The following is a 22773-nucleotide window of genomic DNA, read 5'->3' on the forward strand; positions in this document are numbered from 1 at the left end:
GGTCCGGTGGCATCCGTGCAACTTGAACGGACTATCGAATTGTAAGCCCCCCGGCTTGCTTCTAAAGTATGAGCGGGCACAACGTGGTGACAGGGCTGCATCCGGTCGGAGGCAACCATTTGATCCGATTAATGGGCAGGGTTCCGTTGCTGAACGAGGTAAAATCACTTGCAAGCCTGACCCTTGGCACGGCCCGTGACCTGGCGCCCATCGTCGGCGTGGTGGCGGTGTTCCAGTTCCTGATCCTCAGACAACCCCTTGATGATGTAGGCGAAAAGCTGATCGGGCTGCTGTTCGTCATGGCCGGGTTGGCGATCTTTATCCGCGGTTTGGAACTGGCGCTGTTTCCGATCGGAGAATCCCTTGCAGATGCGTTTGCCAACAAGGGCAGCCTGTTCTGGCTGTTGTTGTTTGCGTTTTCGCTGGGCTTCGGCACCACTGTGGCGGAACCCGCCCTGATCGCCGTCAGCCGCGAGGCCGCGCGGGTGATGTCCGACATCGGGGCCGTCGGCGCCAGCACGGCGGAACAGCTGCGCTATGCCGATGCGCTGCGTTATACGGTTGCCGCTGCGGTCGGGTCATCGCTGGTCATCGGGGTGATGCGCATCCTGCTGGGCTGGCCCATCCACTACCTGATCATCGGGGGCTATGTGCTGGTGGTGATCATGACCGCCTTCGCCCCCGCCGAGATCATCGGCATCGCCTATGACAGTGGCGGAGTCACGACCTCGACCGTGACCGTGCCGCTGACCACCGCGCTGGGGGTTGGCCTGGCCAGCGTCATCAAGGGCCGCAATCCGATGATCGACGGGTTCGGGCTGGTGGCCTTTGCCAGCCTGTTGCCCATCGTATTCGTGCTGGGCTTCGGCATTGTGGGGGCGGTGCAATGATCCATGAACTGGTTGTCACCTTCATTGCCACCATCACGGATGTTCTGCCGATCCTGGCAGTTCTGATCTTCTTTCAGGCGGCCGTGCTGCGCAAACCCGTGCCACATCTGCGCAGTATTCTGGTGGGCGGGGTCTATGTCGTTCTGGGGTTGGGGCTGTTTCTGTTCGGCTTGAAAGAGGCGCTGTTTCCGCTGGGCGAGGCAATGGCCCGCCAGTTGACCGACCCCGCCTTTCTGGGCGACCCGACCGACTGGACCGCGCATGGCTGGACCTATCTGTTCGCCTTTGCCATCGGGTTTTCCACCACGATCGCCGAACCATCCCTGATTGCCGTGGCCATCAAGGCACGTGAAGTGTCGGGCGGCACGGTCAAGGAGTGGGGGCTGCGTATTGCCGTGGCCCTCGGGGTAGCACTAAGTCTTGTGTTCGGCACCTACCGGATCGTCACGGGAACGCCGCTCTATATGTATATGATCGTGGGCTATGCGGTTGTGATCTTGCAAACGATCTTTGCGCCAAAGAACATCGTGCCCTTGGCCTATGACAGTGGCGGGGTGACCACCTCGACCGTAACTGTGCCGCTGGTGGCGGCGCTTGGGCTTGGCCTGGCCTCGACCGTGCCGGGCCGCAGCCCGGCGCTGGACGGGTTCGGCCTGATCGCGCTGGCCAGCCTGTTTCCCATGATTACGGTCATGGGATATGCGCAGTTGGTGCAGTGGAATGACAATAGACGGGCGCGGCTGGATGTGCCAAATGCCAAAACGGAGGACATCGAATGAAGTTCAAGCTCATCATCTCTCTGGTGCAGGATGCTTATACCGATGTGATTGTCGATGCTGCCCGCAGCGCGGGTGCCACGGGCGCCACAGTCATCACAAGTGTCCGGGGCGAAGGGTTGGAGAAAAAGAAGACCTTTCTGGGGCTGACCGTCGCCGGACAACGGGACATGGCGCTGTTTCTGGTCGAAGAACATCTGGCGGCCAACATCCTTGAAACCATCTGCAAAGCGGGTGAATTTCTGAAGGAACCGGGGCGCGGCGTGGTCTTTCAGATCGATATCGAAGACGCCATCGGCCTGGAATCGCAGGTCAAAGCCCTGAAAGCGTCGCTTGAGAAGGACGAGCTATGAGCCAGCCTGAAGAAACCCGTGTCCGCGATGCCGTGCGGCAGGACCCCCATGTCATCAACGGCCTCGCATCGGTTGCCGAAGCAATGCGGCTGTTTGAAACATCGGGGCACGACACGTTGGTGATCGACAAACGGTCACCGGATGACGAATACGGCGTTCTGACGATCAGCATGATCGCGCGGCAGGTATTTGCCCAAAATCGCGCGGCCCGGCGGGTCAGCGTCTATGAGGTGATGGAGAAACCGGCCATCAACCTGTCGGGCAACATGCAGGCCCGCTATGCGATCCGTCTGCTGACGCGGCTGAACCTTGATGTGGCGCTGGTGGTCGAAGATGACCGGTTGATCGGCACGGTGGGCCTGCGCGAATTAACCCTGGCCGAGTTCGCATCGAATGTACCGCCCGCAGAAAACGTGCAAAACAGCGAAAAGGAGTGACGAACGCACGCCGGTTCACGCAAAGTCAGCATCTCACCCACATAAGACAATGCCGCGAGGCTGGAAGGATAATTCGTTCGTCCTTCCATATAATTGCGCGTCACCTTTAATCAAGATTAATGACCCCGCTTCGCAAGTCGCACTAGTGTCACGTGTCAACTTCATAACAGGCCCCTGAATGACCCAGATCTTTGACGACCGCTGGATTCGCAAGATGCTGACGGACCTGCCTTATGCGGCGTGCCTGACCGATCCAAACCTGCCCGACAATCCTCTGATCTTCGTCAATGAGCTGTTCTGCGAACTGACCGGTTACAAACAGGACGAACTGATCGGTCAGAACTGCCGGCTGCTGCAGGTCGATGATACGGATGCCAATGAACTCGCGAAAATCCGCAACGCGGTCGAAAACGGAGGCGCGGTTGCGTCGGACCTGCTGAATCAGCGGGCCGATGGAAGCCTGTTCTGGAACCGTTTGTCGATCAAACCGATCCGCGACGATCAGGGCGTTCTGCAGCGATTCATCGCCATTCAGATGGAAGTTGAGGACAATCCTTACGAGGCTTTGCTTGAAAAACAGCGCCAATCCGCCGCCGCGCTGTCAGAGCTTCACCATCGTCTGAAGAACCACCTGTCCCTGATTATGTCCTCGGTGCGGCTTCAGATCCGTGAAAACGGTGAAAACGATGGGTTGCTGAGCGTCCTGAGCCGGATCCAGAGCCTGCAAACCCTGTATGCCAGCATGCAACAAGGCATAGAGGCACCCCCGGGTTTGGATCAGGTGGCTCTGTTCGATTATCTGACCACGATTTGCGAAGCGATCACCGGGCTGAACGCCGGAGTGGACCTGATCTGTGATGTGCCCGACGAGCCTTTCGAATTAGGCCATAACCGAGCAGCGCAACTTGGCATGATCGTGGCGGAACTTGTGACGAACGCCATGCAACACGCTTTTGATGGCGAAGGTGGCGAGGTGACGCTTTATGGACGTCTGCGCGATGAGGAAATCCTGATCACCGTTTCCGACAACGGCCGTGGGCAATGCGCTTGCAACCCCATTGAACTTGGAACAGGATTGGGCGGCAAAATACTGAGACAAATGGCAAAAAACCTTTCGGCGACAATCGACGTCACACCGTCCAGCTCGGGTGTGTCGGTCTCGGTCACGCTGCCGATCGAAAAATGAGACTCTTCGAAAAAAGCAAGTATGGTGTGTGTACGAAAGTAAACGAAAGCCGATGCCATGATCGAAAGCTGCCTGTATCGCAAACTATCGCATTATGTGGATATTGACGACGATTCCTGGGACATTCTCGCACGACTGGAAGATGCAGAAGAAAGCTACAGCGCCAGCGCGGTGGTCCGCGAAATCGGCACCAGCGCCGACGAGCTTTTCGTTGTCAAAAGCGGGTGGTTTTATTCCTTCGTCCTTCTGCCTGACGGCCGGCGTCAGATCGTGTCGATCCGGCACCCGGGCGACGTCGTAGGGTTTGCCGACATCGCCTATGAAAATGCGTGTGACACATTGGTTGCCGCAAGCGATGGCGTGCTTTGCCCTTTTCCCAGAAAGCACCTGCAACGCGTGTTCACCGACGCCCCGCGCGTCGCGGCCCTTCTGTTCACCTTGGCGGTGCGCGATCAGGTCTTGCTGACCGATCTTCTGAAAGCGACCGGCCGTATGAGCGCCCGCGAGAAACTTGCCTATTTCCTGCTGGAACTTGACGCTCGACTAAGGATCACCAACCCGGACAAGACCAGCTTTCGCCTGCCGTTGAACCAGACCGAAATCGGCGACACGATCGGCCTGACGAATGTCTATGTCAGCAAAAGTCTGGTGGCGCTTGAGCAGCAGGGGCTTGTGTCGCGCAAGGACGGGGACATAACGATCCTGGCCCCGGACGTGATGAAAGCCATGTGCGACTTCCAGGACCGGCATTCACAGATGGATGTCGGGTGGTTTCCCGGTGCGGAAGACGACCCCCATGTCGGGTCAAAACCCTAGCCCGCTATCAACGCTGTGGCACCGATTGCGTGACCCGCCGCAATCAGCCGGGAACCTTTTGCCCCCTTCCGCGTTTTTGACCTGAGACCACGAGCACATCAGGTGCCCGTGGCGACAGTCAGAAAAGCGGGACGACCGCAGAATGGAAAAATGGACATGCAACCGAAGCACCGGGAATTCTGGGACAGGCTGAACAAGGTTCCCACCGGACTGCTGGGGATCAAGGGGCGTCACTTCCCGATGACCCACTATCCCTACGAGGATGAGAACGCCGTATATTTCCTGACCGCGCAGTGCACCCATGCCCATAACAGCGCGCTGAAGAACGAGGATGTCCATTATCTCGTCAGCTCTGACCAACAAGGGCTCTATGCCGATGTGAACGGTAAACTGAGCATTGAAGCTGACCAGAACAAGATTGATGAAATCTGGAACGCGGTGGCCGCGTCCTGGTTCGAAGACGGAAGGACCGACAATTCGCTGCGTCTGTTGAAACTGACACCTCAAGCTGCCGAGATGTGGCTTGCAACCGACAGCAAGGCCTTGTTCCTGATCGAGATTGTGAAATCCAATTTGGCTGGGACAACGCCCGACATCGGATCACACAACGTCCTCAGCTTTTGACCCAATGTCCCGATAGGCTTGACTGCCTGACTCAACTGCCCATCTGGTTTCAGCCAGATGGGCTTTTTTTTGGCTCAGAACAGCAACTGGCTGACAGCAAGCAACAAGGCCGCCGTTGTCGCCAAAGCCGTCAACCCGAGCAATGCAAACAGCCCGTCCCGACTGATCAGCGAGATGGACAACAATGCGACCACAGAGGCCAGCAGTGAAGACGACATCGGCACAAGTTCAAGAAACGGCATGGCCGCACCACACAACAGGCAGATCGAATAGAGCAGGTAAGAAAACGGCGGTCGCGTCAGAAAAGACAGCCGGCGCGTCGTCACCTCCTGCACCCAGGACAATGGCTTCTCGACCTGAGACAGTGCCGTGTTCAGTTTACGGCGTGGCATCTGCCGTCGAAGAATGAAATCGGGCAGCCACAATCTGTCGCGGCCCAACAGCAACTGCGCGGACACCATCGCGATCAGCAACCCGCAGACCGACGACAGTCCGGGCACGCCACTAAGTGGCGTGACGATGACCAGGCTGACAAACAGAAGGATCGGGGTGAAGGACGCCACACCCATTTGTTCGATCAGGGCTCCGACCGTCGCCTCACCCGGACCGCGCATGTCGTGGATCGTATCAACGATTTCCGCGATCTGATTGTCAGGGTCAGGGTCCGTATGCTGATCATCGGTCATTCTGCGCCAGTCCCCTCAGTCCTTCAAAGGTGTCAGTCGCGTGGCGAAGCTCGCGCCGAGCGCGGCCATGATCGCGCAAATGACAAGCGCGTATTCCGCACCGGCAAGCTGGGCCACGCCACCCAGCCCCAAACCAGCGAAAAGGACAATGCCGATGACCGTATTGCTCAGCGCCGTGTATCGCAAGCGGGTCTCGTCCCGCGTCATGTCAGTCAGGAATATGCTGCGCCCTGATCGCACCCCCTGATAGGCAACCTGTGCCACGAACATCAGGCCGACCGCCCACCACAAGCCCAGCGTGCCACCACCCAGAACCATGGCCGCCGTCAGACCATAGGCCCCCGCCGCAACCAGTCCGGACATGCAAAGTGTCAAGCGGCTGGATATATCGGACACCTTGCCCCATAGAAACGCCGACGACGACGCGGCAAGCGCCGAGGCCACGACCAGCGGGCCCAACTGCGTCAGGCTGCGTTCCGACGCCCCGACCGTCACCATCACGATGAAGGGCGGCGCAAAGGCCGTCGCGGTCAGAAAGCCACGCGTCAGGATGAAAAGCTGAAAGGCGCGGTCGGTGACAAGCGGGGCAAAGAATGCCCGCCAGCTCTGCGCCTCTTCACGAGTTTCGGGGATGTCATCTTCCTGCAGGCGCAAAAAGACCAGCGCCGCCGCACCGTAAAGCATTCCGGCCAGAAAGACATAGGCGGCGACGGCGGTGATGGAGACGTCGCCAAACACACCAAGGGACATGGACACCCCGTAGGCCAAACCAAACGCCGCTGCGATGCTGCCTGCAGCGCCCGTCACCGCGCCACGCCGTCCCTGCGGGACCGAATGGGCCAAAGCATCCTTGTAAGTCGTTGATGCGATTGAACGGCCGATAGCCAGCACCGCCAAGGCTGCCACGATCAGCCAACCGGCCAGCGCATCTGAAAGGAAATAAGCGATCAGGGCGATGGATACTGCCATGGCGCTCTGCACCGCAGCGCCCATGGCCCAGAACCTCTTTCGGCCAAGCTGGGTTTGCACCCTTCGGGCGACCCAAAGCTGGGGCAGCAAAGCCCCCGCCTCGCGCACGGGGACAAGCGCACCAATCAGATAGGCTGGCGCCCCGATGGCCCCCATCAGCCAGCTGAGCACGAGCTTGGGATCAATCAGGGCGTCAGCGGTCTTCGACGCGCTGAGCGACAGAAGATGGATCAGCCCGTTGCGATTTCGGTTCTGTTCGGGTTTGTCCCCGGCCTCTGCCATATCTTTGGTCACGTCTGTCACGGTCCAGTCCACCCTATGGGTCGGGATGACATTTTGCAGCCCCCGATCACGCGCGCAACATGGCCCGGCGTTCCCGACGGGCCATGTGAAAGGTTTGGCGTGTCAGACCGATCTAGCTGGCCGCGCGACGAAACAGCGTGATCACAAACAGAATCAGGAAGATGAAGAACAGGATCTTGGCGATGCCCGCCGCTGTCCCGGCAACCCCACCAAACCCAAGGAACCCAGCAATCAGGGCGACGATGAGAAACGTAATGGACCAACCAAGCATGAGAGCTCTCCTATATTGTTTTCACTTGAAGAAAGAACGTGCTGAAGCCTGATTGGTTCCCGATCAATCGGATATTGCCGATCTGAAGGGTCTCCGCGCCCTAACCCTCCGGTCCGAAATCCGGTGTCGCCACAATCCTGATATCGGCATTTATCAACGCGTCCCGTCCACGCATGGTCAGGTCAGTGGTAAAATTGAATTGGTCCCTGAGTTCAAAGGGATAGGCCTTGAGCCTTACGCGCGTAGCGTAGATCTCGTTCTTCATGATGACCTGCACCGGACGCGCCCAGTCCAGATAGGGGCTGGTGTGGGCCACATCGGTCAGTATGTCGATGATGCCGTCTGTTTGCCGGTCGGGTGCCACCATGAACTCGGCCACGCACATCAGGGTTTTGGACCCGTCATTGGCGCTGGCGATGTTTTCCGACCAGATGCGGGAATGCGGGATGGTGACGACGTCGTCATCGGCGGTGCGCAGCTTGACCGACCGTGTGTGAATGTCGATCACCTCGCCGTAATCATCCCCGACGCGGATCCAGTCGCCGGACCGATAGGGCCGTTCGAAAATGGCGACGATCCCGGCCACGGCACTTGTCGCCCAGTCCTTGATCGCAAACCCCAACGCCACGCCGACCGTGCCGAGCACCAGGATGAAATTCTTAAGCGTAACATTAAAGACCAGCGGAATGATCAGCACCACGGCAACCGCAAACAGGGTCACACGCGCCAGCGGGATCAGGTTCAGGACCAGAAGGCGAAACCGTGCGGGCAGCTTTTCGGCAACGCGCGGCACGACATAGCGCAGCACGTGATACACGAGCAAGCACAGCAAGATGATCGCGCCGACCTGCGCAAACGTCCAGCCCGACACGTCGTTGAACAATTTGGTCAGGTCATAGTTTTCGGTATCCATCCCACCCTCACCTCATATCTGGTCAAGCGGCAGACCCGCTTCGGACAGGATGCGCCGCACATGCGGATAAGCGCTTTCGCGGACCAAGATCTTGCCGTCCTCGATCTTGATCAGGCCCACCCGTTCCAGCGCCGAGCCGATGCCCACCGGCAGCGTCATCGGAAGCACCATCCCCAGTTCCTTCGCGGTCAGCGGCCCGTGGATCAGCAGTGCGTGAAGCACGAACCGGCCGATCCGTTCGATCCGCGATGGCAGTTTCGGCACAGCAGGATCCTGCAACCAGGTCGCCGCATCCTCGTGGTCATCGCCTGTGTCGTCGTGATCTGCATCTTCGGGGAGCTCGGTCGCATCCCCATTGGCGTCCACCTCCTGATTAACGGCGGCGTCCAGCAGCCGCATCGCGGCCCAGGGACATCCATAGGCCCGCGCGGCCAGGGTCTTGAGATAACGATCCTTGGGCGCACCCTCGTCATCCTCGGCCAGAATACCCTTGCCGCTGTCGGCAGATTTCAGCACCCTGTCCCCGATATGGGCGCGCAGCAACTCGGCTAGCGCCTTGTCCCCGAACGGTGCAAAACAGCGCGCGTCCGATACAACTGTCTCAATCGCAGAGGTTTGTGCCAGATAGGTCCAGGTCCAGCTTGACATGCCCAGAAGCACGTTGCGTGACGCGCCATCCAGTTCCGCCAGATAGGAACGCATCGCCGCCCGCCCCTCCAGCGACCGCCGCACAAGGGACGAAATGTCAGGGACTATCAGCGCAGCGCCCCCAGTGGGCACGGCGGCGGCATCCACAAGGTCCAGCCCGCGATCCGCGGCCCAATCCGCCAGGAAGTGTCGTGGCACACTGGGCATCATCACAAAGGCACAGACAGTATGCGGCCCCTCTTCCCGCCTGGCCCATTCCAGATAGACCTTGTCCAGGCGTTCAAACTGATATGCACGCAAGCTGGACCACAACGCATCCGGGATCATCGACCCTGAAAGGCGTTCCAGATCATCGGGCAGCAGATCAGCGTTTCGATCATCCAGCACCCGCAGCTTTTCACGCAGCCGTCGATACCCTTCTTTCAACGAGCTCGTCGCGGGGGCGCGCGGCCAGTCATAAGACCCGACCGAGGCAAGATCAGTGGGAAATTGGGAAAACGTCATTGGGCACCCTGTCAGAACGGATCACTGGACCATTTGGCACCAATGTGCGCCAAGTGCCGGAAAAGTCAAAGACGTTCCCGCCCCACCCATTACCGCTCTCCGTAAAGCGGCACGGTCGAGATCGACATCTTCGCCGATCCGCTCTCCACCTCGCGGGCATGGGCGATATAGATCAGCACCTGATTTGACTCGTCAAAGATGCGTTTCACGCGCAGGCTTTTCAGGATGATCGACATGCGCTGGCTGAACACGTCCTCGCCTTCGTCGCTGCGATCTATGTCACCGATGGTGATCGGGCCGGTTTGGCGACAGGAAATGGCGCTGTTTGACGGGTCTTCAAACCAGTTTCCATTGGACAGACGGTCCACCAGACCGCGCTCGAAATAGGCGATATGGCAGGTGACGCCCGCAACCTCCGGGTCATGGATCGCCTCTATGATGATGTCGTTGCCCAGCCAATCGACATCGACGTTCCCGACCTGTTCAGCCCTCGCGCTTGCGACGTAAAACGGACCGATCAGGCAGAGGTGGAAGAGTATTTTCCTGCAATATGTCATAGACTTGATCTCTTTCGTCATTGCTTGCCACAGCGGGCACCCGCGACCAGACTAACCGATATTGCGCACGGCTACATAGCGTTGTCACAGCCCCGCTGCAAAAAAGCATCGCCCTTTGGAACCTTTCGGGCCATCCTGCGTTCAATGTTGAAGGGAAATATGGAAAATATCATGGGGAAGTCTTTCATTCGGCGCCTGGCTCTGGTCGTGACGCTGGCCGCGTCGCTGCCTGCCGCGTCCGTTCTGGCCCAGACCAGCAGTGACGGCATTGCGAATGAGCCGGAAGCCGAAGTCATTGACACCGATCAGACGATCTCGGTGACGGAAAGTGTGCGTGATGATCAGATTGCCACACGGATTCAGGGCATCCTGAAGGCTACCGGATGGTATGAAGACGTGCAGGTCGATGTGCAGGATGGGATCGTTTTTCTGGACGGCACCGCGACCTCGTCCAAACGTCAGGACTGGGCGCGCGACCTTGCGGCCAAGACCGACGGCGTGGTCGCCGTCGTGAACCGGCTGACCCTGGTGCAAGAGGCCGACTTTTCGATCGACCCCGCGGTTTCCGAATTGCGCAGCTTGTGGGACAAGACAGTCTCGGCCGCACCGCTGATCCTGCTGGCGTTTCTGATCCTGCCATTGGCGCTGTTTCTGTCGTCCGGTGTCGCACGGGTGGCACGATGGGCGTTGAAGGATCGGTTGGGATCACCCTTCCTGCGCGATGTAACCGCCCGCTTCATTGCCCTGCCGGTCTTTCTTGTCGGCCTCTACATCGTTCTGCAAATCGCCGGTCTGACCCAGCTGGCAATCTCGGTTCTGGGCGGGGCCGGGGTGATCGGGATCGTCATTGGCTTTGCCTTCCGCGACATTGCCGAAAACTTTCTGGCCAGCCTGTTGCTGAGCGTCCGCCAACCGTTCCGGCGGGGTGACTTTGTTGACATTGCCGGGCATCAGGGCGTGGTGCATAGCATGAACACCCGCAGCACCGTTCTGGTGTCACCCGAGGGCAACCATATTCAGATCCCCAATGCCGCGGTCTTCAAGGCCACCATCGAAAACTACACGGCCAGCCCGAACCGCCGCGGATCATTTGACGTGGGCATCGGGTATGATGCCTCGATCACGGATGTGCAGGCGATCATCATGGGTGAATTGGCCGAACATGACGCCATTCTGTCCGACCCCGAACCGATGGTGCTGGCAGATACGCTGGGCGCGTCGACGGTGATCATCAAGATCTATTACTGGTTTGACGGGGCGGCGATTTCTCCGTTGAAGCTGAAATCGGTGCTGATCCGCCGCGTGATGGCGGCGCTGACGGATGCGGGCATCAGCATGCCAGACGAAGCCCGCGAAATCATCTTTCCCGAGGGTGTCCCGCTGGTCGAGGCGCCAGCGCCTTCGGACACCACCGCACCGACACGAACGCCCGCCCCGGTCAGGAAAGACACACCGAAAACAAAGATCGCCCCCGCGATGGACGAGGACCTGTCAAACGAGGTCGACAATCTGGAGCCGCAGATGCAAGTGCAGGTCGAAGGCGACAAGGACAGCAACCTTTTGGACAGTTGACAGATGACAGAAGAAGAAATTCAGGAAGAACAGGCGATCGAGGACGCCAGCAAGCTGACGGCCAAAACAGTGTACGAGGTGATCCGGCGCTCAGGCGACGAAGAGCTGGAGCGCAGCAACGGCTCGCTGTTCTGGTCGGGGGTGTCTGCCGGGATCGTGATCAGCTTTTCCGTGCTGGGCGAAGCCGTCCTGCGGACCTATCTGCCCGACACGTCCTATAGCTATCTGATCGAGAATCTCGGCTATTGTCTGGGCTTTGTGATGGTGATTATCGGGCGGATGCAGTTGTTCACCGAAAACACCATCACGACGGTCCTGCCCTTCCTGCACAGTCCAAGCTGGTCGGTGTTCAACCGGATCCTCGTTCTGTGGTCGATCGTTCTGTTTGCCAATGTGCTGGGCGCTTTTGCCATTGCGACTTTCTATGCCCACAGCGGCGCCATCTCGGCCGAAATCCTGCCCGCCATCGAAGAGCTGTCACGCCACGCCACCGGAATGCCCCCCGCCGAAAGCTTTGCCCGCGCCATTCCGGCTGGCATACTGGTCGCGGCGATCGTCTGGATGCTGCCCGAGGCCGGGGCGTCATCCGTGTCGATCATCGTCCTGTTCACATGGCTGATTGCCGCGGGCGATTTCACCCATATCGTCGCGGGGTCTGTGGAAATGGCCTATCTGATGGTGACCGGAGATCTGGGACTGCAGCAGGCCGCTTTCGGCTTTTTCCTTCCGGTTCTTGCAGGCAATGTGGTGGGCGGCACGGTCATCTTCGCCATGCTCGCCTGGGGGCAGGTGCGTCGTGACATCGACTGACCTGTCGAGGCACGCAACAGATCTTCCATCGGGCCGGCAAACGCCTGCGTCGATCACGTATCCCGGCGATAGAGAAAGGTAGAACCATGAATGACATGACCCTCAGCCTGGGCGGCGCAATCATCCTGGCCCTTGATATATATGCGATATACAACATCCTCAGTTCAAAGGCCTCATCGCTGTCCAAGGTGATTTGGACGATCGTGATCCTTCTGCTGCCGATATTCGGCTTCATTATGTGGTTGTTGCTTGGCCCCCGCGGTGTGAAATAGCGCACCGGGCCTGACGTGTTGTTGTATGGTGATCTGCGTCACCGCTTCCAAAGGGGACTAAACGATGGTGCTGAATAAGGATTACGACCCCGAACGCGATTTCGTCATCGGGAACGAGGACGCTGCCCGCCGACTGGTCTGGTTTGTCGACTTCACTGACAAGCCGACGCGACGCCTGCGCGACATCGTTCTGCGCCTGTCCGAACGCCTGTCGCCCGATCAGGTCGCCGTGGCGGTTCGCTTCACCTATCCCGAAGGCGACAAGCGCGCCGATATCGCCGCACGCGCCGCCATCGCGGCGGGGCAGCAGGAACGGTTCTTCGACATGGTCACGGCGCTGTTTGACGCCCCTCCGAAGTTTACCCGGGCCTCGGTGATCAAACTGGCCAGAGGGTTGGGCCTTGATCTGACGCAGTTCGAAGCCGATCTTGATGCGCCCGAGGTCGCCCAGCGCATCAAACATGACCGCGAGTCGCTGTCGAAAGAAGTTCCCCCCTCGGCCCCCTATCTGTTCATCGACGGCATCCTTTATCAGGGTGTCTGGGACGAGGTCGCCCTCCTGGAAGCGATCGAGCGACCGTTGGGCGTGCGGCTGGAAGTGGCGGCGTTTCGGTTCATCGACTGGGCAGCCTCTGCGGGGTTGATGCTGATCCTGGCCACGCTTGCCGCGCTTCTGTTCGTCAATATCGGCTTCTACGACGCGTTCGATGCGTTGCGAAACACGTCGATCGGCCTGTTTGCCGGAAGCTGGCGGCTGGATCTGAGCCTGCTGGCCTGGATCAACGACGCATTGATGGCTCTGTTCTTCCTGCTGGTCGGGATCGAGATCAAGCACGAGTTTGTCGAGGGCGAGCTGTCAAACCGCTCGGCCGCCGCCATGCCGATCATTGCAGCCCTGGGCGGCATGCTGGTGCCGGCCGGTATCTATGCCGCACTGAACTGGGGCACGCCCGAGGTGCATGGCTGGGGGGTGCCGATGGCCACGGACATCGCCTTTACCCTTGGCATCCTTGCCCTTCTGGGCAACCGGGTGCCGACATCGCTGAAGATCTTCGTCTCGGCGCTGGCGATTGTGGACGACCTTGGCGCCATTTTGGTGATCGCCGCGTTCTACGGGCATGGATTTCACCTTGCGGCCTTCATCACCGCCTGCGTCATCTTTGCCGCGATGATGGCGATGAATGTGGGCAAGATATACTGGCGCGCGCCCTATCTGATCCTGGGGGTTGTGCTGTGGTATTTCATCCACGAAAGCGGCCTGCACGCGACGCTGGCGGGGGTTTTGACCGCTGTTGCCCTGCCCAGCCGTGCCAAGGCCAACCGGGCGGCAGTCGCGGCGCAAACCGCCAAGCTGTTCGAGCGGGACAAGCAGATCGGGTCAGAACATATCGTCGCCGCCCCGACCTTCATGCAATTGCAGACCATCATGGACCGTCTGGGCGCACCGGGGGTGCATGTGCGCCATGCGCTGGAAAACTGGATCAATTTCCTTGTGCTGCCGCTGTTTGCCTTTTTCAACACCGGGCTTCTGATTACGACAAGCAGCGTGAATTTCACCGCGCCTGAAAGCCTTGGGGCGATTCTCGGGCTGGTGGTCGGCAAACCACTTGGCATCTTCCTTTTCGTCTATGTCGCCGCAAAGATCGGTCTGGGACGGCTGTCGTCCGAGATCAGCATGACGCAGGTTCTGGGCGCGGGCTGCCTGGCCGGGGTGGGCTTCACCATGTCGATCTTCATCGCAAACTCGGCCTTTGCGGGCAATCAGTTGGAATCGGTCAAGCTCGCCGTTCTGCTGGCCTCGTTGCTGGCGGCGGTGTTGGGCAGCGTGATCCTGATCTACGCACATCGCGCAGAACAGGCCGCCCAGACCCCCGATCCCTCCGAGGCCGAAGCCCCCTCGCCAAGCTAGGCAATTGTCGCGCGGCTGTCAGACCAGGGTTTCGGTCGACGCAAAAAACATCGCCTGCGAGATCGCGGACAAAACCTGTTCCGGGCGGAAGGGTTTGGTGATCAGAAAAGCCGGTTCCGGGCGTTCGCCGGTCAACAGGCGTTCCGGGAAAGCGGTGATGAAAATGACCGGCACGTCACCATGGGCCGCCAAAAGATCGTTCACAGCATCAATGCCCGAGCTGTCATCGGCCAGTTGAATATCGGCCAGGATCAGGTCAGGGCGACCGTCGGTGCCGACACTGACAGCCTCGTCACGGGTCTGGGCCACGCCAAAGACCCGATGGCCCGCGTCGGACACGATACCTTCCAGATCCATAGCGATGATCGGTTCGTCCTCGATGATCATCACCGCACCGCGTGCGGCCTCTGCCAGTTCGGCCTGGCCGATGCGGATCAGGGCCTCGGCCTCGTCTGGATCAACGCCAATGATCCGGGCGACATCGACCGCCGGAAAATCCTCCAACGCGTTCAGCAGAACGGCTTCGCGCGCATTCTCGGTCAGCCTTTTCAGAAGTTTCTGCGCCTTTGCCGCCACCCCGCGATCCGCGTCCGATACCGGTGCGCCCGAGCTTTGCCAGATCGTGTGAAACATACGATACAGCGCAACCCGTGCCCCGTCCTGATCGGGAATGGTGTCCGGGTTGTCGATCATCGCTTCCAGCACCGCGGCGGCATAGGCGTCGCCCGTGGACTGGCTTCCGGTCAACGCACGGGCATAGCGGCGCAGATAGGGAATATGTATCGCAATATGATCCATTTTGCTGTCCTTTTGCTTCAGCTACGGTTTTTTTTGGCTGTTGAGGAACCAGACCGTGATTTGATAGTTGTCCTCATGGTAAGCCGGTACAAATCGAAATAACAGAGTAAAATCAATGCCCGCCGATGACGCCGACAAAAAGCGATCGCAGGATCTGATCGACGAAAACCTGAAGAAAGCGTTCAGCGACACGCTGGACGAAGGTGTGCCGGATCGGTTCAAGGATTTGCTGGCGCAACTCAAGGAAAAGGCCCCTGACGACCCGTCGGAGGAGCCGCAAAAATGACGTCTCCCGACCCTCGTGATGCCGTGCTGGAATATATTCCCGCACTCCGTGCCTTTGCCCGCAGCTTGACCAAAGATGCCGTGCGGGCTGACGATCTGGTGCAGGAATGTTTGGTCAAGGCCATCGGGAATTTCGACAAGTTCAAAGAGGGCAGCAACCTGCGTGCCTGGATGTTCACCATCCTGCGCAACACCTTCTATTCCGAGCGCCGCAAAGCTGTGCGCGAGGCCGAAGACCCGGAAGGCGAGATCGTCGGCGCCCTGTCCGTCAAACCCGAACACGACGGTCGGTTGCAAATGACGGAATTTCAGGATGCGTTTCGGCAGCTCAAGGATGAACACCGCGAGGCGCTGACCCTGATCGGGGCGCTCGGGATGTCCTATGAGGAAGCCGCAGAGGCCTGCGAGGTGGCTATCGGCACGATGAAATCGCGCACAAACCGCGCCCGCAAGGAACTGGCCCGGCTGATGCATCTTGACGACGACACGCCGACCGAACTGACCGACAGCCAAACCCTATCCATCGTTAATCAATCAGGACATATGTGACACGTCTTCGCCACCTCTTCCTCAACTCACTGCAAAGCCGCTTTATTGCGGTTTATCTGATTGTGATGGCGCCGATTGCGGCCCTTGCCAGCTACTACCAGTTTACCATCCTGTCCGACCGCCACGAGGCGCGCGAAATTGCGGCGCTGGATGCGGTGGAAAGCGCCTTTACGCCTGTCACCTCGACCCTTGTGCAAAGCGATCTGCTGCTCAATCTGCTGGGCGAACTGGCCGGGCGCGGCATGTCTCAGGAAGGGGAATGCAGCAGTATGATAGATGCGGTGCTGAAGGCGGATTTCTCCGTCGCTGCGGCCGGGATCTATACCGAAGACGGACAGCCGCTGTGCACGCAAGCGATGCAGCAATTCGGGGTCGGGTCCGATCTGACCATCACCCCACCAGCCAATTCTCCACAAGTCAACCTGACTGAAAGCGAGCTGTTTGTCACCAAAACGGTGCTTGGTCATATTGTTGCCGTTCAGGCCAATATACCCTCTGTCGACCTGCCCGAAATCACGACCGACTTCAGGTTTGCCAGCCGGATTTCGCCTCTGACCTCCGACGGCAATCGTGCCGACGATCTCGTGCTTGTCCATCGCCTGGCGCCTCATGCACGGGGCATCGTACATGACGAACCCGACCTGGATCTGGCCATTTTACCGGTGACTGCGTTCGATCTGCGCCTGATCGCCACACTGCGTCCCGGTGTTGCCGCTCCACCCGTCTGGCGAACTGTGGTCAATGCCGCCTTCGTTCCTCTGGTGCTGCTTGCGCTCAGCCTGTTGCTGGCCGATCTGCTGATCGGCAAGTTGGCGGTGAATGACATCAAGCGGCTGACCCGCGACATGAAGGCGTTTCGGCAGGATCGTGATCTTCCGAGGCAGGGTGTCGGCCCTTGGGCCACGGACGAGACCGCCGCCATGCAGGCAGAATTCTCGACCTTGTCGGACCAGCTTCTTCGCGAGGAAGCCGAGGCGCAAAACCGTCTGCACAACGCCAGTATCCTGCAACGCGAGATCTTTCACCGCGTCGGAAACAACCTTCAGATCATCCAGTCAATCCTGCGACTTTATGCAAAAGAAGCCCAGACTCAGGAGGCCCGGCAACTGATTGACCAGGTGGCGGCCCGCATCCGCGTGATCAATCTGGTCCATAACGCCGTGCATCAGTCGGTCGATGCCCCGGTCTTGTCAGCGGGCCAGACTGTCAGCAAGCTGATCCAGGGCTTGCAGCATGAGGGGCTGATTGGCAGTGACATCGACATTGATCAACGGTTCCAGGATGTCGGGCTTCGCGTCAGTCAGATCTACGCCCTGTGCTATCTTCTGGTCGAGAAGCTGACCCGGTTATCGCGGTCCGGGGCGAGCCGGATACAGATTGACCTGGTCGAGGACGACGCGACGATCGTTTTGTCGGTCTCGGCAAATGTGGGTCAGTTGGCTGCCGCCGACCCGGTCAGCGCACGGTTGCGCGAGGTCTATACGCGCGACCTGAGGGCAACCGCCCGTTGGCGCACGGAAACGGACACTGTGACCTTCACGGCGGTCATTCCCGGTCAGGTTACCTGATCCCGGTGATCCGGTGGAAAGGCAGGTTTTATTCCCCGCCTCACGGAACCAACCCCTGCCTTGAGCGTTGACCTGTCAGAAACCGCAAGACGTAAGGAGAGACCGATGAATTGGGACGAAATTCAAGGCAAGTGGAAGCAGATCAAAGGCCAGTTGAAGGAACAATGGGGCGAGCTGACTGACGACGAGATCGACCAGATCGACGGCGACCGTGAACAGCTTGAAGGCAAGCTTCAGGAAAAATACGGCAAAACGAAGGAAGAAGCCCGCGACGCGGTCAACGATTGGCTATCCAGCTGACGGCTCTTCCCCTTTCGCACATGAAAAACTGACTTAAAACTGATACATGAGGCGCGGTTTCAGCCGCGCCTTTTTGCTGGCACGCCTGGAAAAACCACTCTGAAAGGACGCCCTGATGATCGACTTCGAAACATTCGTATTTCGCAGCCTTGTCGCGTTGGGGCTGGGGCTGGTCGTTGGCCTGGACCGCGAGTTCAAGCACAAACCCCTGGGCATGCGCGCCTATATGCTGGTCAGTCTGGGGGCGGCTGCCGTGTGCATGGTATCACTGAACATCGCAGCCGGGGCCGAAGCAAAGGCCGTCACTTTCGATTTGTCGCGTGTGGTCAGCGGGATCGTCGGTGGCATCGGGTTTCTGGGCGCGGGGGCGATCATGTCCAACCGGACGAATGGCAAACTGCGCGGCGTGGGCAGCGGATCTTTGATCTGGGTGGTGGGCATCATCGGCCTTACCGTGGGCCTTGGCTATGTGATCGAAGCGGTCAGTGTCACGCTGATGTCCTTTCTGGTCCTGACCATCGTGGGGTGTCTGCGCAGCCGGTTCGATCTTCAGGAAAACGACGAAGACTGATTGCGGAACACTTCGGACAGTTGTGCGTTGATCTCATACAAACTGGCGCAACGCGCGATGCAATTTTGCCGCGTGACAAGCAACACAAAGGAAAGGACCCATGGCCAAAATCAAACCGTCCTATGACCCGATTGACGACTTGAAAGGGTCGTCGCAACACCATGACCTGAAAAACCAGCCCGGTGAAAAGGCGGACGAGGATCATCAGAAGTCGGATGCAGATCCTTCTGATGAACTGAAACACGCCGTGGCCGGCACCAATTCGGATACGGGGATTGCCGACGCGTTGCGTGAGGCAGTTGATGACGATGAGGACGACAGCGGCGAAGGCACAGCCTAGCATTCAACGCCCGCCCCGCCGATACAGAAATTAAGGCCCGCATCGCAGGATGCGGGCCTTCGTGTTGCTTGGGGCTGACTGCCCTGCTGGTCAGGTTGCGCGATCTTCCTGCGCCTTTGTATCGGACGCCTCTTCACCACCCAGAAACACGCCCAGCGCACGGGTGGAGGGCGTCTGGTCAAGAATCACCTTCACGGTGATCAACACCGGCACGGCAATCACCATGCCGACCACCGACCAGATCCAGGCAAAGAACGCCACCGCGACAAAGACGACCGTGGGGTTCAGCCTCAGCCGGTTCGATATCACGTAAGGCGTGATAAGCTGCCCCTCGATCGAAGTCAGGGTCATATAGGTTGCAAAGATCAGCACCGCCGACCACGCATCCTCATAGACATTGAACCCGACGATCGAGGCCAGCAAAGCCCCGAACACGGCCCCGATATAGGGCACGAAGTTCAGTGAAAAGGCGATCACCGCGAACATGATCGGGTTGGGCAAGCCCCAGGCTGCCATCGCGGCCCCGATGACGATGCCAAGACAGAAATTGATCAGGGTGATGCCCCCAAGATACTGGCCCAGCTTCTGTTCAACCTGCTGCACCATCGCAACCGCCGCGCGCTTGTCCGAGAAACGGGGAAGGCTTTCCACCAGCTTGCGCACGAAGGTCGACCCCGATGAGATCAGGAAAAACATCAGCACGATGGTCAGCACGATCTGTCCAACCACAATCGGGGCGGCGGCCACAAGTGAACTGACAAAGCCGGGATTTTCGACGACCTTTACCGCCATCGCCGGTTCTTCTTCGGTGCTGGCGACAGCGTCTTCGGCGGCTTTGGCCGCTTCGCCCAGCTTGTCCAGGGTCTCGGCCGCCGGGTTCGGCATTCGGCGTAGATCATTGATCATTTCCGGCAGGTCTTCGGCCAGTTGCGTGATCGGAAAGCTGAAATTCCAGACCGCAAACATCAGCCCGGCCCCTGCCACGGCACAGATCGCGAAGGCGGTGATGACGCTGGGAATGCCAAGCCTCGACATGCGGCGTTCAATGGGGCGCATGATCAGGAAGCCCAGTATGGCGGCAACGATGGGGATCAGGAAATCGCTGGCCCAATCCAAAAAGAACAGGGCAAGGCATAGAAAAATGCCGATCTGCGCCCAGTTGGGTTTTTCTCTCATCTCACGTCCCCTCGCTGTCGGCGCGCGTTGGGCCAAGTGTGTCGGCCACAACAGCGCCGCGTTCCCCCATCGGCCTGTCCGGTCCGACTGTGGTGTCCTTGCGGGTCTGGTGTTCCATCTCGGCATTCAGCTTGCCGCCGGCCAGAACCACAATTGCCGAAATCCAAAGCCACATCAGCAGGATGATCACCCCGGCAATCGTCCCGAAACTTTCGTTGTAGCTGGCAAAATTCGAGACATAGATCGTAAACCCGAAAGACGCGGCGATCCAGAACAGGCAGGCCAGAACAGCCCCCGGTGAAATCCAGCGCCAGCGTGCGTCGCGGCGGCTGGGCCCGAAACGGTACAGCACCGAGAGCCCTGCAATGGTCAGCACGATCAGCAAGCCCCATGTGCCGATCCGGGTCGCAAGGTCTGCGATCGGATCAAGCGACAGAAACTCAAGGGCAAGGGGCAAAGCAACGATCACGACAATGGCGATCAGGATGCCCAGCATCAGCAGGATCGTAAGGGACAGAAAAGTTGCATTGCGCAGGAAAAAGCCGCGTTTTTCCTCTTCTGAATAGACGATGTTCAACCCGTCACACAGCGTCGCCACTCCGCGCGAACTGGACCACAGGGCAAGCCCCATACTGATGATCAGGGTCAGTTCCAGCCCGTTGGACTGTGCCACCGATGTGGCTTGCGTTCGTATGATCGACAGCGCATCCGCCGGAACGACACCCTGAAACCGATCCATCTGGGCCACGATCACGCTTGGGTCCAGCACCAGCCCGCCGATAGCCAGAAGCGCGGTGATGGCAGGGAAAAGCGCCAGGATTCCGAAAAAGGCGACCCCGGCCGCGATCAGGCTGATCCGGTCGCGCCCGAAGCTGCGCACGAACCGCGCAGCGATGTCCAGCCACCCGGAATGGGGGATGTCAGTTGGGGTGCGTGCATCGCGGCCTCGGGCCATTGAGCCTGTCCTTCCGTTCTTAGCTGTCAGGGACACCCTGCACCGCTGTGTTGCGAACCATGCGCGCGCGGGCCAGCTCTTCTTCAAACACCCGATCAGCTTCGGCGAAGGCGTCGTGGTCATCAGTATCGTCTTCATCTGACGCTGCCGAATGGCGCATGTAAAGCGCCCCGGCAATCGCAGCGCCCAAGGCGAGCGCGACGCCCCCGACCACCAATGGGTTCTCTTTTGCGAAATCGGCACCGGCCTGACCGGCGTCGCGCACTTTGCGGCCTGATTTCTGAGCGACCTCAAGCGCCCGTTCGCGGGCGGCGATAACCCGGGCGCGGGCCTCGGCGGACAGCTCCTCGGTGCCTTCAGCAATGCGCCGGCGCATATCCTCGGCCTGATGGCGCAATTCTGCGACCTGGTCCTGGGCCGTATCCAGCACTTCGCGCGCACGGTCCTGCACCCGTTCCGCCACGCCCGGCGCGGGCCGTGTTGAATGGGCGGCGACCATGACAGGCGTGTCACGGTCCGGGTCGCCCTCGGCAGGTTTGGGGCCGTTGTAAGCCCCCATCGACCGGCGCATCACCGGATCGGGTTTGGAAGCCGCCCCCCCCGCCCCTGACAATAGCCAGCTGACACCGGCCCCCACGGCTGCAACAGCCAACGGGTGCGCCTGAGCGTTCTGGCCAAAGCGGTTCATCAGCTTCTGCACGATATCTCCGCTCGCATCCCGAAGATGCTGCTTGGCTTCAGCGGTCAGGGCTTCGACAGACACATGATCATTCAGCGCCGACAGTTTCTGTTCCAACTGGGCGCGTTCGGCGTCGATATCGTCCTGAATTTCTTCGATGTCATTTTTCATGTGTGGCCTCCTTCAAGGCGGTTGCGTCGCGTCGGATGCGGGCTGCCGTGCGGGAGGGGGCGCGGCTGGCCATTTTCAGATCACTTTGCGCCTTCAGCACCATGATCAGCGCGATCACTCCGAAAAAGCTGGCCACGATCAGCGGCGCCCACACAACGGACACGCCCGCCGCCGTCAGGGCAGCAACCAGGGTGCCCGCGATCAGGTTCAGTGCGATCATCGCCAGGATGGCGGCCCCGACCAACAGACCGATGGCGGCCCCAGCGCGGTTGATATTTTCACCAAGCTCGGCCTTGGCCAGCGCAATTTCCTTCTGGATCAATCCCGAACTGAGCCTGAGCACATCCGAGATCAGCGACAAGGTGGATTGTTCGGATCTCATGATTTGTCCCCCGGCTTGGTCATCATCCGCGCAATCGCGAAACCGACCAGCGCGGCCCCACCGGCAAACAACAGCGGGTTGCGACGGGCGAAGTCGGACACATCGCGCGACAGCTGGCCCAGATCCTTGTCCCGGATCGCGTCCGAAGCATCGGCAAGGCTTGCCGCCAACTGCCCGAAGCTGCGTTCCTGAAATGACCCATCACGCAACGATGCCGCCGCACCGCGCAAGGTTTCCGAGGCACGCGATGCGTGCTCTGCAACCTTATCGGCCGTGGCTTCTGCGGTGTCGCGGGCTGTTTCCGCAATGTCCGCTGCGCCTGATTTCACGCTTTCGACGGACGATTTGACCGCTGACGAGGTCTCGTCCACCGCCTTGTCGATTTTTTCGGCAGCATCCTTTTTCGTCGCGCTTGCTTCTGCAGGTTTTGTAGTCTTGGCCATTTTCGTCTCCTCTTTCGTCTGTGTCATTTATTTAATGGGCGGGGTCCCCGAAATGGCGCC

The 22773-nt window shown here is 59.5% G+C and carries 29 protein-coding genes; 17 read left to right on the forward strand and 12 right to left on the reverse strand.

Annotated elements, in window-relative coordinates; genetic code table 11:
• Positions 1–131: 131 nt before the first annotated feature.
• The 7 genes from IE188_RS02335 (at position 132) to IE188_RS02365 (ending at position 5082) form a co-directional block, all read left to right on the forward strand.
• Positions 132–890, forward strand: a complete 759-nt coding sequence (locus IE188_RS02335; protein ID WP_191284852.1) for a DUF1538 domain-containing protein — start codon at positions 132–134, stop codon at positions 888–890.
• Entirely contained in the window at positions 887–1669 is a 783-nt protein-coding gene (locus IE188_RS02340; RefSeq protein ID WP_191284853.1) for a DUF1538 domain-containing protein, read from the forward strand. Before IE188_RS02335 ends, IE188_RS02340 begins: the two co-directional genes overlap by 4 nt.
• A complete protein-coding gene (locus tag IE188_RS02345; RefSeq protein WP_191284854.1) occupies positions 1666–2019 on the forward strand; it encodes a P-II family nitrogen regulator in 354 nt (117 codons plus the stop codon). The genes IE188_RS02340 and IE188_RS02345 overlap by 4 nt, the downstream gene beginning before the upstream one ends.
• Positions 2016–2456: a CBS domain-containing protein gene (locus IE188_RS02350; RefSeq protein ID WP_191284855.1), complete on the forward strand. Its 441-nt coding sequence runs from the start codon at positions 2016–2018 to the stop codon at positions 2454–2456. Before IE188_RS02345 ends, IE188_RS02350 begins: the two co-directional genes overlap by 4 nt.
• A 178-nt stretch (positions 2457–2634) precedes the next feature.
• A complete protein-coding gene (locus IE188_RS02355; RefSeq protein ID WP_191284856.1) occupies positions 2635–3642 on the forward strand; it encodes a PAS domain-containing protein in 1008 nt (335 codons plus the stop codon).
• A 57-nt stretch (positions 3643–3699) separates the two neighbouring features.
• The gene (locus IE188_RS02360; RefSeq protein WP_191284857.1) at positions 3700–4458 is read left to right on the forward strand and encodes a Crp/Fnr family transcriptional regulator; all 759 of its coding nucleotides are present in this window, start codon (positions 3700–3702) and stop codon (positions 4456–4458) included.
• A gap of 150 nt (positions 4459–4608) precedes the next feature.
• The gene (locus tag IE188_RS02365) at positions 4609–5082 is read left to right on the forward strand and encodes a pyridoxamine 5'-phosphate oxidase family protein (protein WP_191284858.1); all 474 of its coding nucleotides are present in this window, start codon (positions 4609–4611) and stop codon (positions 5080–5082) included.
• A 74-nt stretch (positions 5083–5156) separates the two neighbouring features.
• Here IE188_RS02365 and IE188_RS02370 read toward each other — a convergent pair whose 3' ends face one another.
• From IE188_RS02370 to IE188_RS02395, 6 genes are all read right to left on the reverse strand, one after another.
• Positions 5157–5768 carry an exopolysaccharide biosynthesis protein gene (locus tag IE188_RS02370; protein WP_191284859.1) on the reverse strand — a complete coding sequence of 204 codons (612 nt, stop codon included), beginning with the start codon at positions 5766–5768 and terminating at the stop codon, positions 5157–5159.
• A 15-nt stretch (positions 5769–5783) separates the two neighbouring features.
• Entirely contained in the window at positions 5784–7040 is a 1257-nt protein-coding gene (locus IE188_RS02375; RefSeq protein WP_191284860.1) for an MFS transporter, read from the reverse strand.
• Between the two features lie 112 nt (positions 7041–7152).
• Positions 7153–7311: a DUF1328 domain-containing protein gene (locus IE188_RS02380; protein ID WP_191284861.1), complete on the reverse strand. Its 159-nt coding sequence runs from the start codon at positions 7309–7311 to the stop codon at positions 7153–7155.
• Positions 7312–7411: 100 nt separating this feature from the next.
• Positions 7412–8224, reverse strand: a complete 813-nt coding sequence (locus IE188_RS02385) for a mechanosensitive ion channel family protein (protein WP_191284862.1) — start codon at positions 8222–8224, stop codon at positions 7412–7414.
• 12 nt (positions 8225–8236) lie between these two features.
• Positions 8237–9376, reverse strand: a complete 1140-nt coding sequence (locus IE188_RS02390; RefSeq protein WP_191284863.1) for a hypothetical protein — start codon at positions 9374–9376, stop codon at positions 8237–8239.
• Between the two features lie 89 nt (positions 9377–9465).
• A complete protein-coding gene (locus tag IE188_RS02395) occupies positions 9466–9933 on the reverse strand; it encodes a CreA family protein (RefSeq protein ID WP_191284864.1) in 468 nt (155 codons plus the stop codon).
• Positions 9934–10104: 171 nt separating this feature from the next.
• Here IE188_RS02395 and IE188_RS02400 point away from each other — a divergent pair, with 171 nt between their 5' ends.
• The 4 genes from IE188_RS02400 to nhaA all read left to right on the forward strand — a co-directional run bounded on the left by IE188_RS02400 (position 10105) and on the right by nhaA (position 14496).
• Complete coding sequence (locus IE188_RS02400; protein ID WP_191284865.1) at positions 10105–11505, forward strand: mechanosensitive ion channel family protein; 1401 nt, start codon at positions 10105–10107, stop codon at positions 11503–11505.
• A 3-nt stretch (positions 11506–11508) separates the two neighbouring features.
• Complete coding sequence (locus tag IE188_RS02405) at positions 11509–12315, forward strand: formate/nitrite transporter family protein (protein ID WP_191284866.1); 807 nt, start codon at positions 11509–11511, stop codon at positions 12313–12315.
• An 86-nt stretch (positions 12316–12401) separates the two neighbouring features.
• Positions 12402–12587: a PLDc N-terminal domain-containing protein gene (locus IE188_RS02410; RefSeq protein WP_407648154.1), complete on the forward strand. Its 186-nt coding sequence runs from the start codon at positions 12402–12404 to the stop codon at positions 12585–12587.
• A 64-nt stretch (positions 12588–12651) separates the two neighbouring features.
• Complete coding sequence (gene nhaA / locus IE188_RS02415) at positions 12652–14496, forward strand: Na+/H+ antiporter NhaA (protein WP_191284867.1); 1845 nt, start codon at positions 12652–12654, stop codon at positions 14494–14496.
• Between the two features lie 18 nt (positions 14497–14514).
• Here nhaA and IE188_RS02420 read toward each other — a convergent pair whose 3' ends face one another.
• Positions 14515–15294 (reverse strand): response regulator, encoded by a 780-nt coding sequence (locus tag IE188_RS02420; protein WP_191284868.1) that lies wholly within the window; start codon positions 15292–15294, stop codon positions 14515–14517.
• A 115-nt stretch (positions 15295–15409) separates the two neighbouring features.
• Between IE188_RS02420 and IE188_RS02425 the strand changes: the two genes are divergently transcribed.
• The 6 genes from IE188_RS02425 to IE188_RS02450 all read left to right on the forward strand — a co-directional run bounded on the left by IE188_RS02425 (position 15410) and on the right by IE188_RS02450 (position 18907).
• On the forward strand, positions 15410–15580 hold the full coding sequence (locus IE188_RS02425) for a NepR family anti-sigma factor (protein ID WP_191284869.1): 171 nt from the start codon (positions 15410–15412) through the stop codon (positions 15578–15580).
• Positions 15577–16128 (forward strand): RNA polymerase sigma factor, encoded by a 552-nt coding sequence (locus IE188_RS02430; RefSeq protein ID WP_191284870.1) that lies wholly within the window; start codon positions 15577–15579, stop codon positions 16126–16128. The genes IE188_RS02425 and IE188_RS02430 overlap by 4 nt, the downstream gene beginning before the upstream one ends.
• Before the next feature lie 65 nt (positions 16129–16193).
• Positions 16194–17696 (forward strand): histidine kinase dimerization/phosphoacceptor domain -containing protein, encoded by a 1503-nt coding sequence (locus IE188_RS02435; RefSeq protein WP_191284871.1) that lies wholly within the window; start codon positions 16194–16196, stop codon positions 17694–17696.
• 105 nt (positions 17697–17801) lie between these two features.
• On the forward strand, positions 17802–17996 hold the full coding sequence (locus tag IE188_RS02440) for a CsbD family protein (RefSeq protein ID WP_191284872.1): 195 nt from the start codon (positions 17802–17804) through the stop codon (positions 17994–17996).
• A gap of 115 nt (positions 17997–18111) precedes the next feature.
• The gene (locus IE188_RS02445) at positions 18112–18567 is read left to right on the forward strand and encodes an MgtC/SapB family protein (RefSeq protein WP_191284873.1); all 456 of its coding nucleotides are present in this window, start codon (positions 18112–18114) and stop codon (positions 18565–18567) included.
• 100 nt (positions 18568–18667) lie between these two features.
• Positions 18668–18907, forward strand: coding sequence for a hypothetical protein (locus IE188_RS02450; protein WP_191284874.1), 240 nt, complete (start codon positions 18668–18670; stop codon positions 18905–18907).
• 90 nt (positions 18908–18997) lie between these two features.
• On the opposite strand, the gene IE188_RS02455 is transcribed toward IE188_RS02450, so the two are convergent.
• The 5 genes from IE188_RS02455 to IE188_RS02475 are packed head-to-tail and all read right to left on the reverse strand — an operon-like array spanning position 18998 to position 22713.
• Positions 18998–20083, reverse strand: a complete 1086-nt coding sequence (locus IE188_RS02455) for an AI-2E family transporter (RefSeq protein WP_191284875.1) — start codon at positions 20081–20083, stop codon at positions 18998–19000.
• A gap of 1 nt (position 20084) precedes the next feature.
• Positions 20085–21038: a YihY/virulence factor BrkB family protein gene (locus IE188_RS02460; protein ID WP_191284876.1), complete on the reverse strand. Its 954-nt coding sequence runs from the start codon at positions 21036–21038 to the stop codon at positions 20085–20087.
• A gap of 19 nt (positions 21039–21057) precedes the next feature.
• Positions 21058–21888 carry a DUF3618 domain-containing protein gene (locus tag IE188_RS02465; protein ID WP_191284877.1) on the reverse strand — a complete coding sequence of 277 codons (831 nt, stop codon included), beginning with the start codon at positions 21886–21888 and terminating at the stop codon, positions 21058–21060.
• Positions 21878–22270 (reverse strand): phage holin family protein, encoded by a 393-nt coding sequence (locus tag IE188_RS02470; protein ID WP_191284878.1) that lies wholly within the window; start codon positions 22268–22270, stop codon positions 21878–21880. The genes IE188_RS02465 and IE188_RS02470 overlap by 11 nt, the downstream gene beginning before the upstream one ends.
• Positions 22267–22713 (reverse strand): hypothetical protein, encoded by a 447-nt coding sequence (locus IE188_RS02475; protein ID WP_191284879.1) that lies wholly within the window; start codon positions 22711–22713, stop codon positions 22267–22269. The genes IE188_RS02470 and IE188_RS02475 overlap by 4 nt, the downstream gene beginning before the upstream one ends.
• Positions 22714–22773 lie beyond the last annotated feature (60 nt).

Origin of the sequence: Aliiroseovarius zhejiangensis (assembly GCF_014656375.1) — a bacterium.
Taxonomy (GTDB): Bacteria; Pseudomonadota; Alphaproteobacteria; order Rhodobacterales; family Rhodobacteraceae; genus Aliiroseovarius; species Aliiroseovarius zhejiangensis.

Excerpts from the sequence above, each read along its gene's own strand:
- IE188_RS02345 (WP_191284854.1), top strand. The coding sequence starts at position 1,666 with ATGAAGTTCAAGCTCATCATCTCTCTGGTGCAGGATGCTTATACCGAT.
- IE188_RS02360 (WP_191284857.1), top strand. The coding sequence starts at position 3,700 with ATGATCGAAAGCTGCCTGTATCGCAAACTATCGCATTATGTGGATATT.
- IE188_RS02440 (WP_191284872.1), top strand. The coding sequence starts at position 17,802 with ATGAATTGGGACGAAATTCAAGGCAAGTGGAAGCAGATCAAAGGCCAG.
- IE188_RS02390 (WP_191284863.1), bottom strand. The coding sequence starts at position 9,376 with ATGACGTTTTCCCAATTTCCCACTGATCTTGCCTCGGTCGGGTCTTAT.
- IE188_RS02470 (WP_191284878.1), bottom strand. The coding sequence starts at position 22,270 with ATGAGATCCGAACAATCCACCTTGTCGCTGATCTCGGATGTGCTCAGG.
- IE188_RS02355 (WP_191284856.1), top strand. The coding sequence starts at position 2,635 with ATGACCCAGATCTTTGACGACCGCTGGATTCGCAAGATGCTGACGGAC.
- IE188_RS02400 (WP_191284865.1), top strand. The coding sequence starts at position 10,105 with ATGGGGAAGTCTTTCATTCGGCGCCTGGCTCTGGTCGTGACGCTGGCC.
- IE188_RS02455 (WP_191284875.1), bottom strand. The coding sequence starts at position 20,083 with ATGAGAGAAAAACCCAACTGGGCGCAGATCGGCATTTTTCTATGCCTT.
- IE188_RS02465 (WP_191284877.1), bottom strand. The coding sequence starts at position 21,888 with ATGAAAAATGACATCGAAGAAATTCAGGACGATATCGACGCCGAACGC.
- IE188_RS02435 (WP_191284871.1), top strand. The coding sequence starts at position 16,194 with ATGGCGCCGATTGCGGCCCTTGCCAGCTACTACCAGTTTACCATCCTG.
- IE188_RS02475 (WP_191284879.1), bottom strand. The coding sequence starts at position 22,713 with ATGGCCAAGACTACAAAACCTGCAGAAGCAAGCGCGACGAAAAAGGAT.
- IE188_RS02405 (WP_191284866.1), top strand. The coding sequence starts at position 11,509 with ATGACAGAAGAAGAAATTCAGGAAGAACAGGCGATCGAGGACGCCAGC.
- IE188_RS02340 (WP_191284853.1), top strand. The coding sequence starts at position 887 with ATGATCCATGAACTGGTTGTCACCTTCATTGCCACCATCACGGATGTT.
- IE188_RS02380 (WP_191284861.1), bottom strand. The coding sequence starts at position 7,311 with ATGCTTGGTTGGTCCATTACGTTTCTCATCGTCGCCCTGATTGCTGGG.
- IE188_RS02385 (WP_191284862.1), bottom strand. The coding sequence starts at position 8,224 with ATGGATACCGAAAACTATGACCTGACCAAATTGTTCAACGACGTGTCG.
- IE188_RS02460 (WP_191284876.1), bottom strand. The coding sequence starts at position 21,038 with ATGGCCCGAGGCCGCGATGCACGCACCCCAACTGACATCCCCCATTCC.
- IE188_RS02450 (WP_191284874.1), top strand. The coding sequence starts at position 18,668 with ATGGCCAAAATCAAACCGTCCTATGACCCGATTGACGACTTGAAAGGG.
- nhaA (WP_191284867.1), top strand. The coding sequence starts at position 12,652 with ATGGTGCTGAATAAGGATTACGACCCCGAACGCGATTTCGTCATCGGG.
- IE188_RS02350 (WP_191284855.1), top strand. The coding sequence starts at position 2,016 with ATGAGCCAGCCTGAAGAAACCCGTGTCCGCGATGCCGTGCGGCAGGAC.
- IE188_RS02335 (WP_191284852.1), top strand. The coding sequence starts at position 132 with ATGGGCAGGGTTCCGTTGCTGAACGAGGTAAAATCACTTGCAAGCCTG.
- IE188_RS02445 (WP_191284873.1), top strand. The coding sequence starts at position 18,112 with ATGATCGACTTCGAAACATTCGTATTTCGCAGCCTTGTCGCGTTGGGG.
- IE188_RS02425 (WP_191284869.1), top strand. The coding sequence starts at position 15,410 with ATGCCCGCCGATGACGCCGACAAAAAGCGATCGCAGGATCTGATCGAC.
- IE188_RS02370 (WP_191284859.1), bottom strand. The coding sequence starts at position 5,768 with ATGACCGATGATCAGCATACGGACCCTGACCCTGACAATCAGATCGCG.
- IE188_RS02420 (WP_191284868.1), bottom strand. The coding sequence starts at position 15,294 with ATGGATCATATTGCGATACATATTCCCTATCTGCGCCGCTATGCCCGT.
- IE188_RS02395 (WP_191284864.1), bottom strand. The coding sequence starts at position 9,933 with ATGACATATTGCAGGAAAATACTCTTCCACCTCTGCCTGATCGGTCCG.
- IE188_RS02365 (WP_191284858.1), top strand. The coding sequence starts at position 4,609 with ATGGACATGCAACCGAAGCACCGGGAATTCTGGGACAGGCTGAACAAG.
- IE188_RS02430 (WP_191284870.1), top strand. The coding sequence starts at position 15,577 with ATGACGTCTCCCGACCCTCGTGATGCCGTGCTGGAATATATTCCCGCA.
- IE188_RS02410 (WP_407648154.1), top strand. The coding sequence starts at position 12,402 with ATGAATGACATGACCCTCAGCCTGGGCGGCGCAATCATCCTGGCCCTT.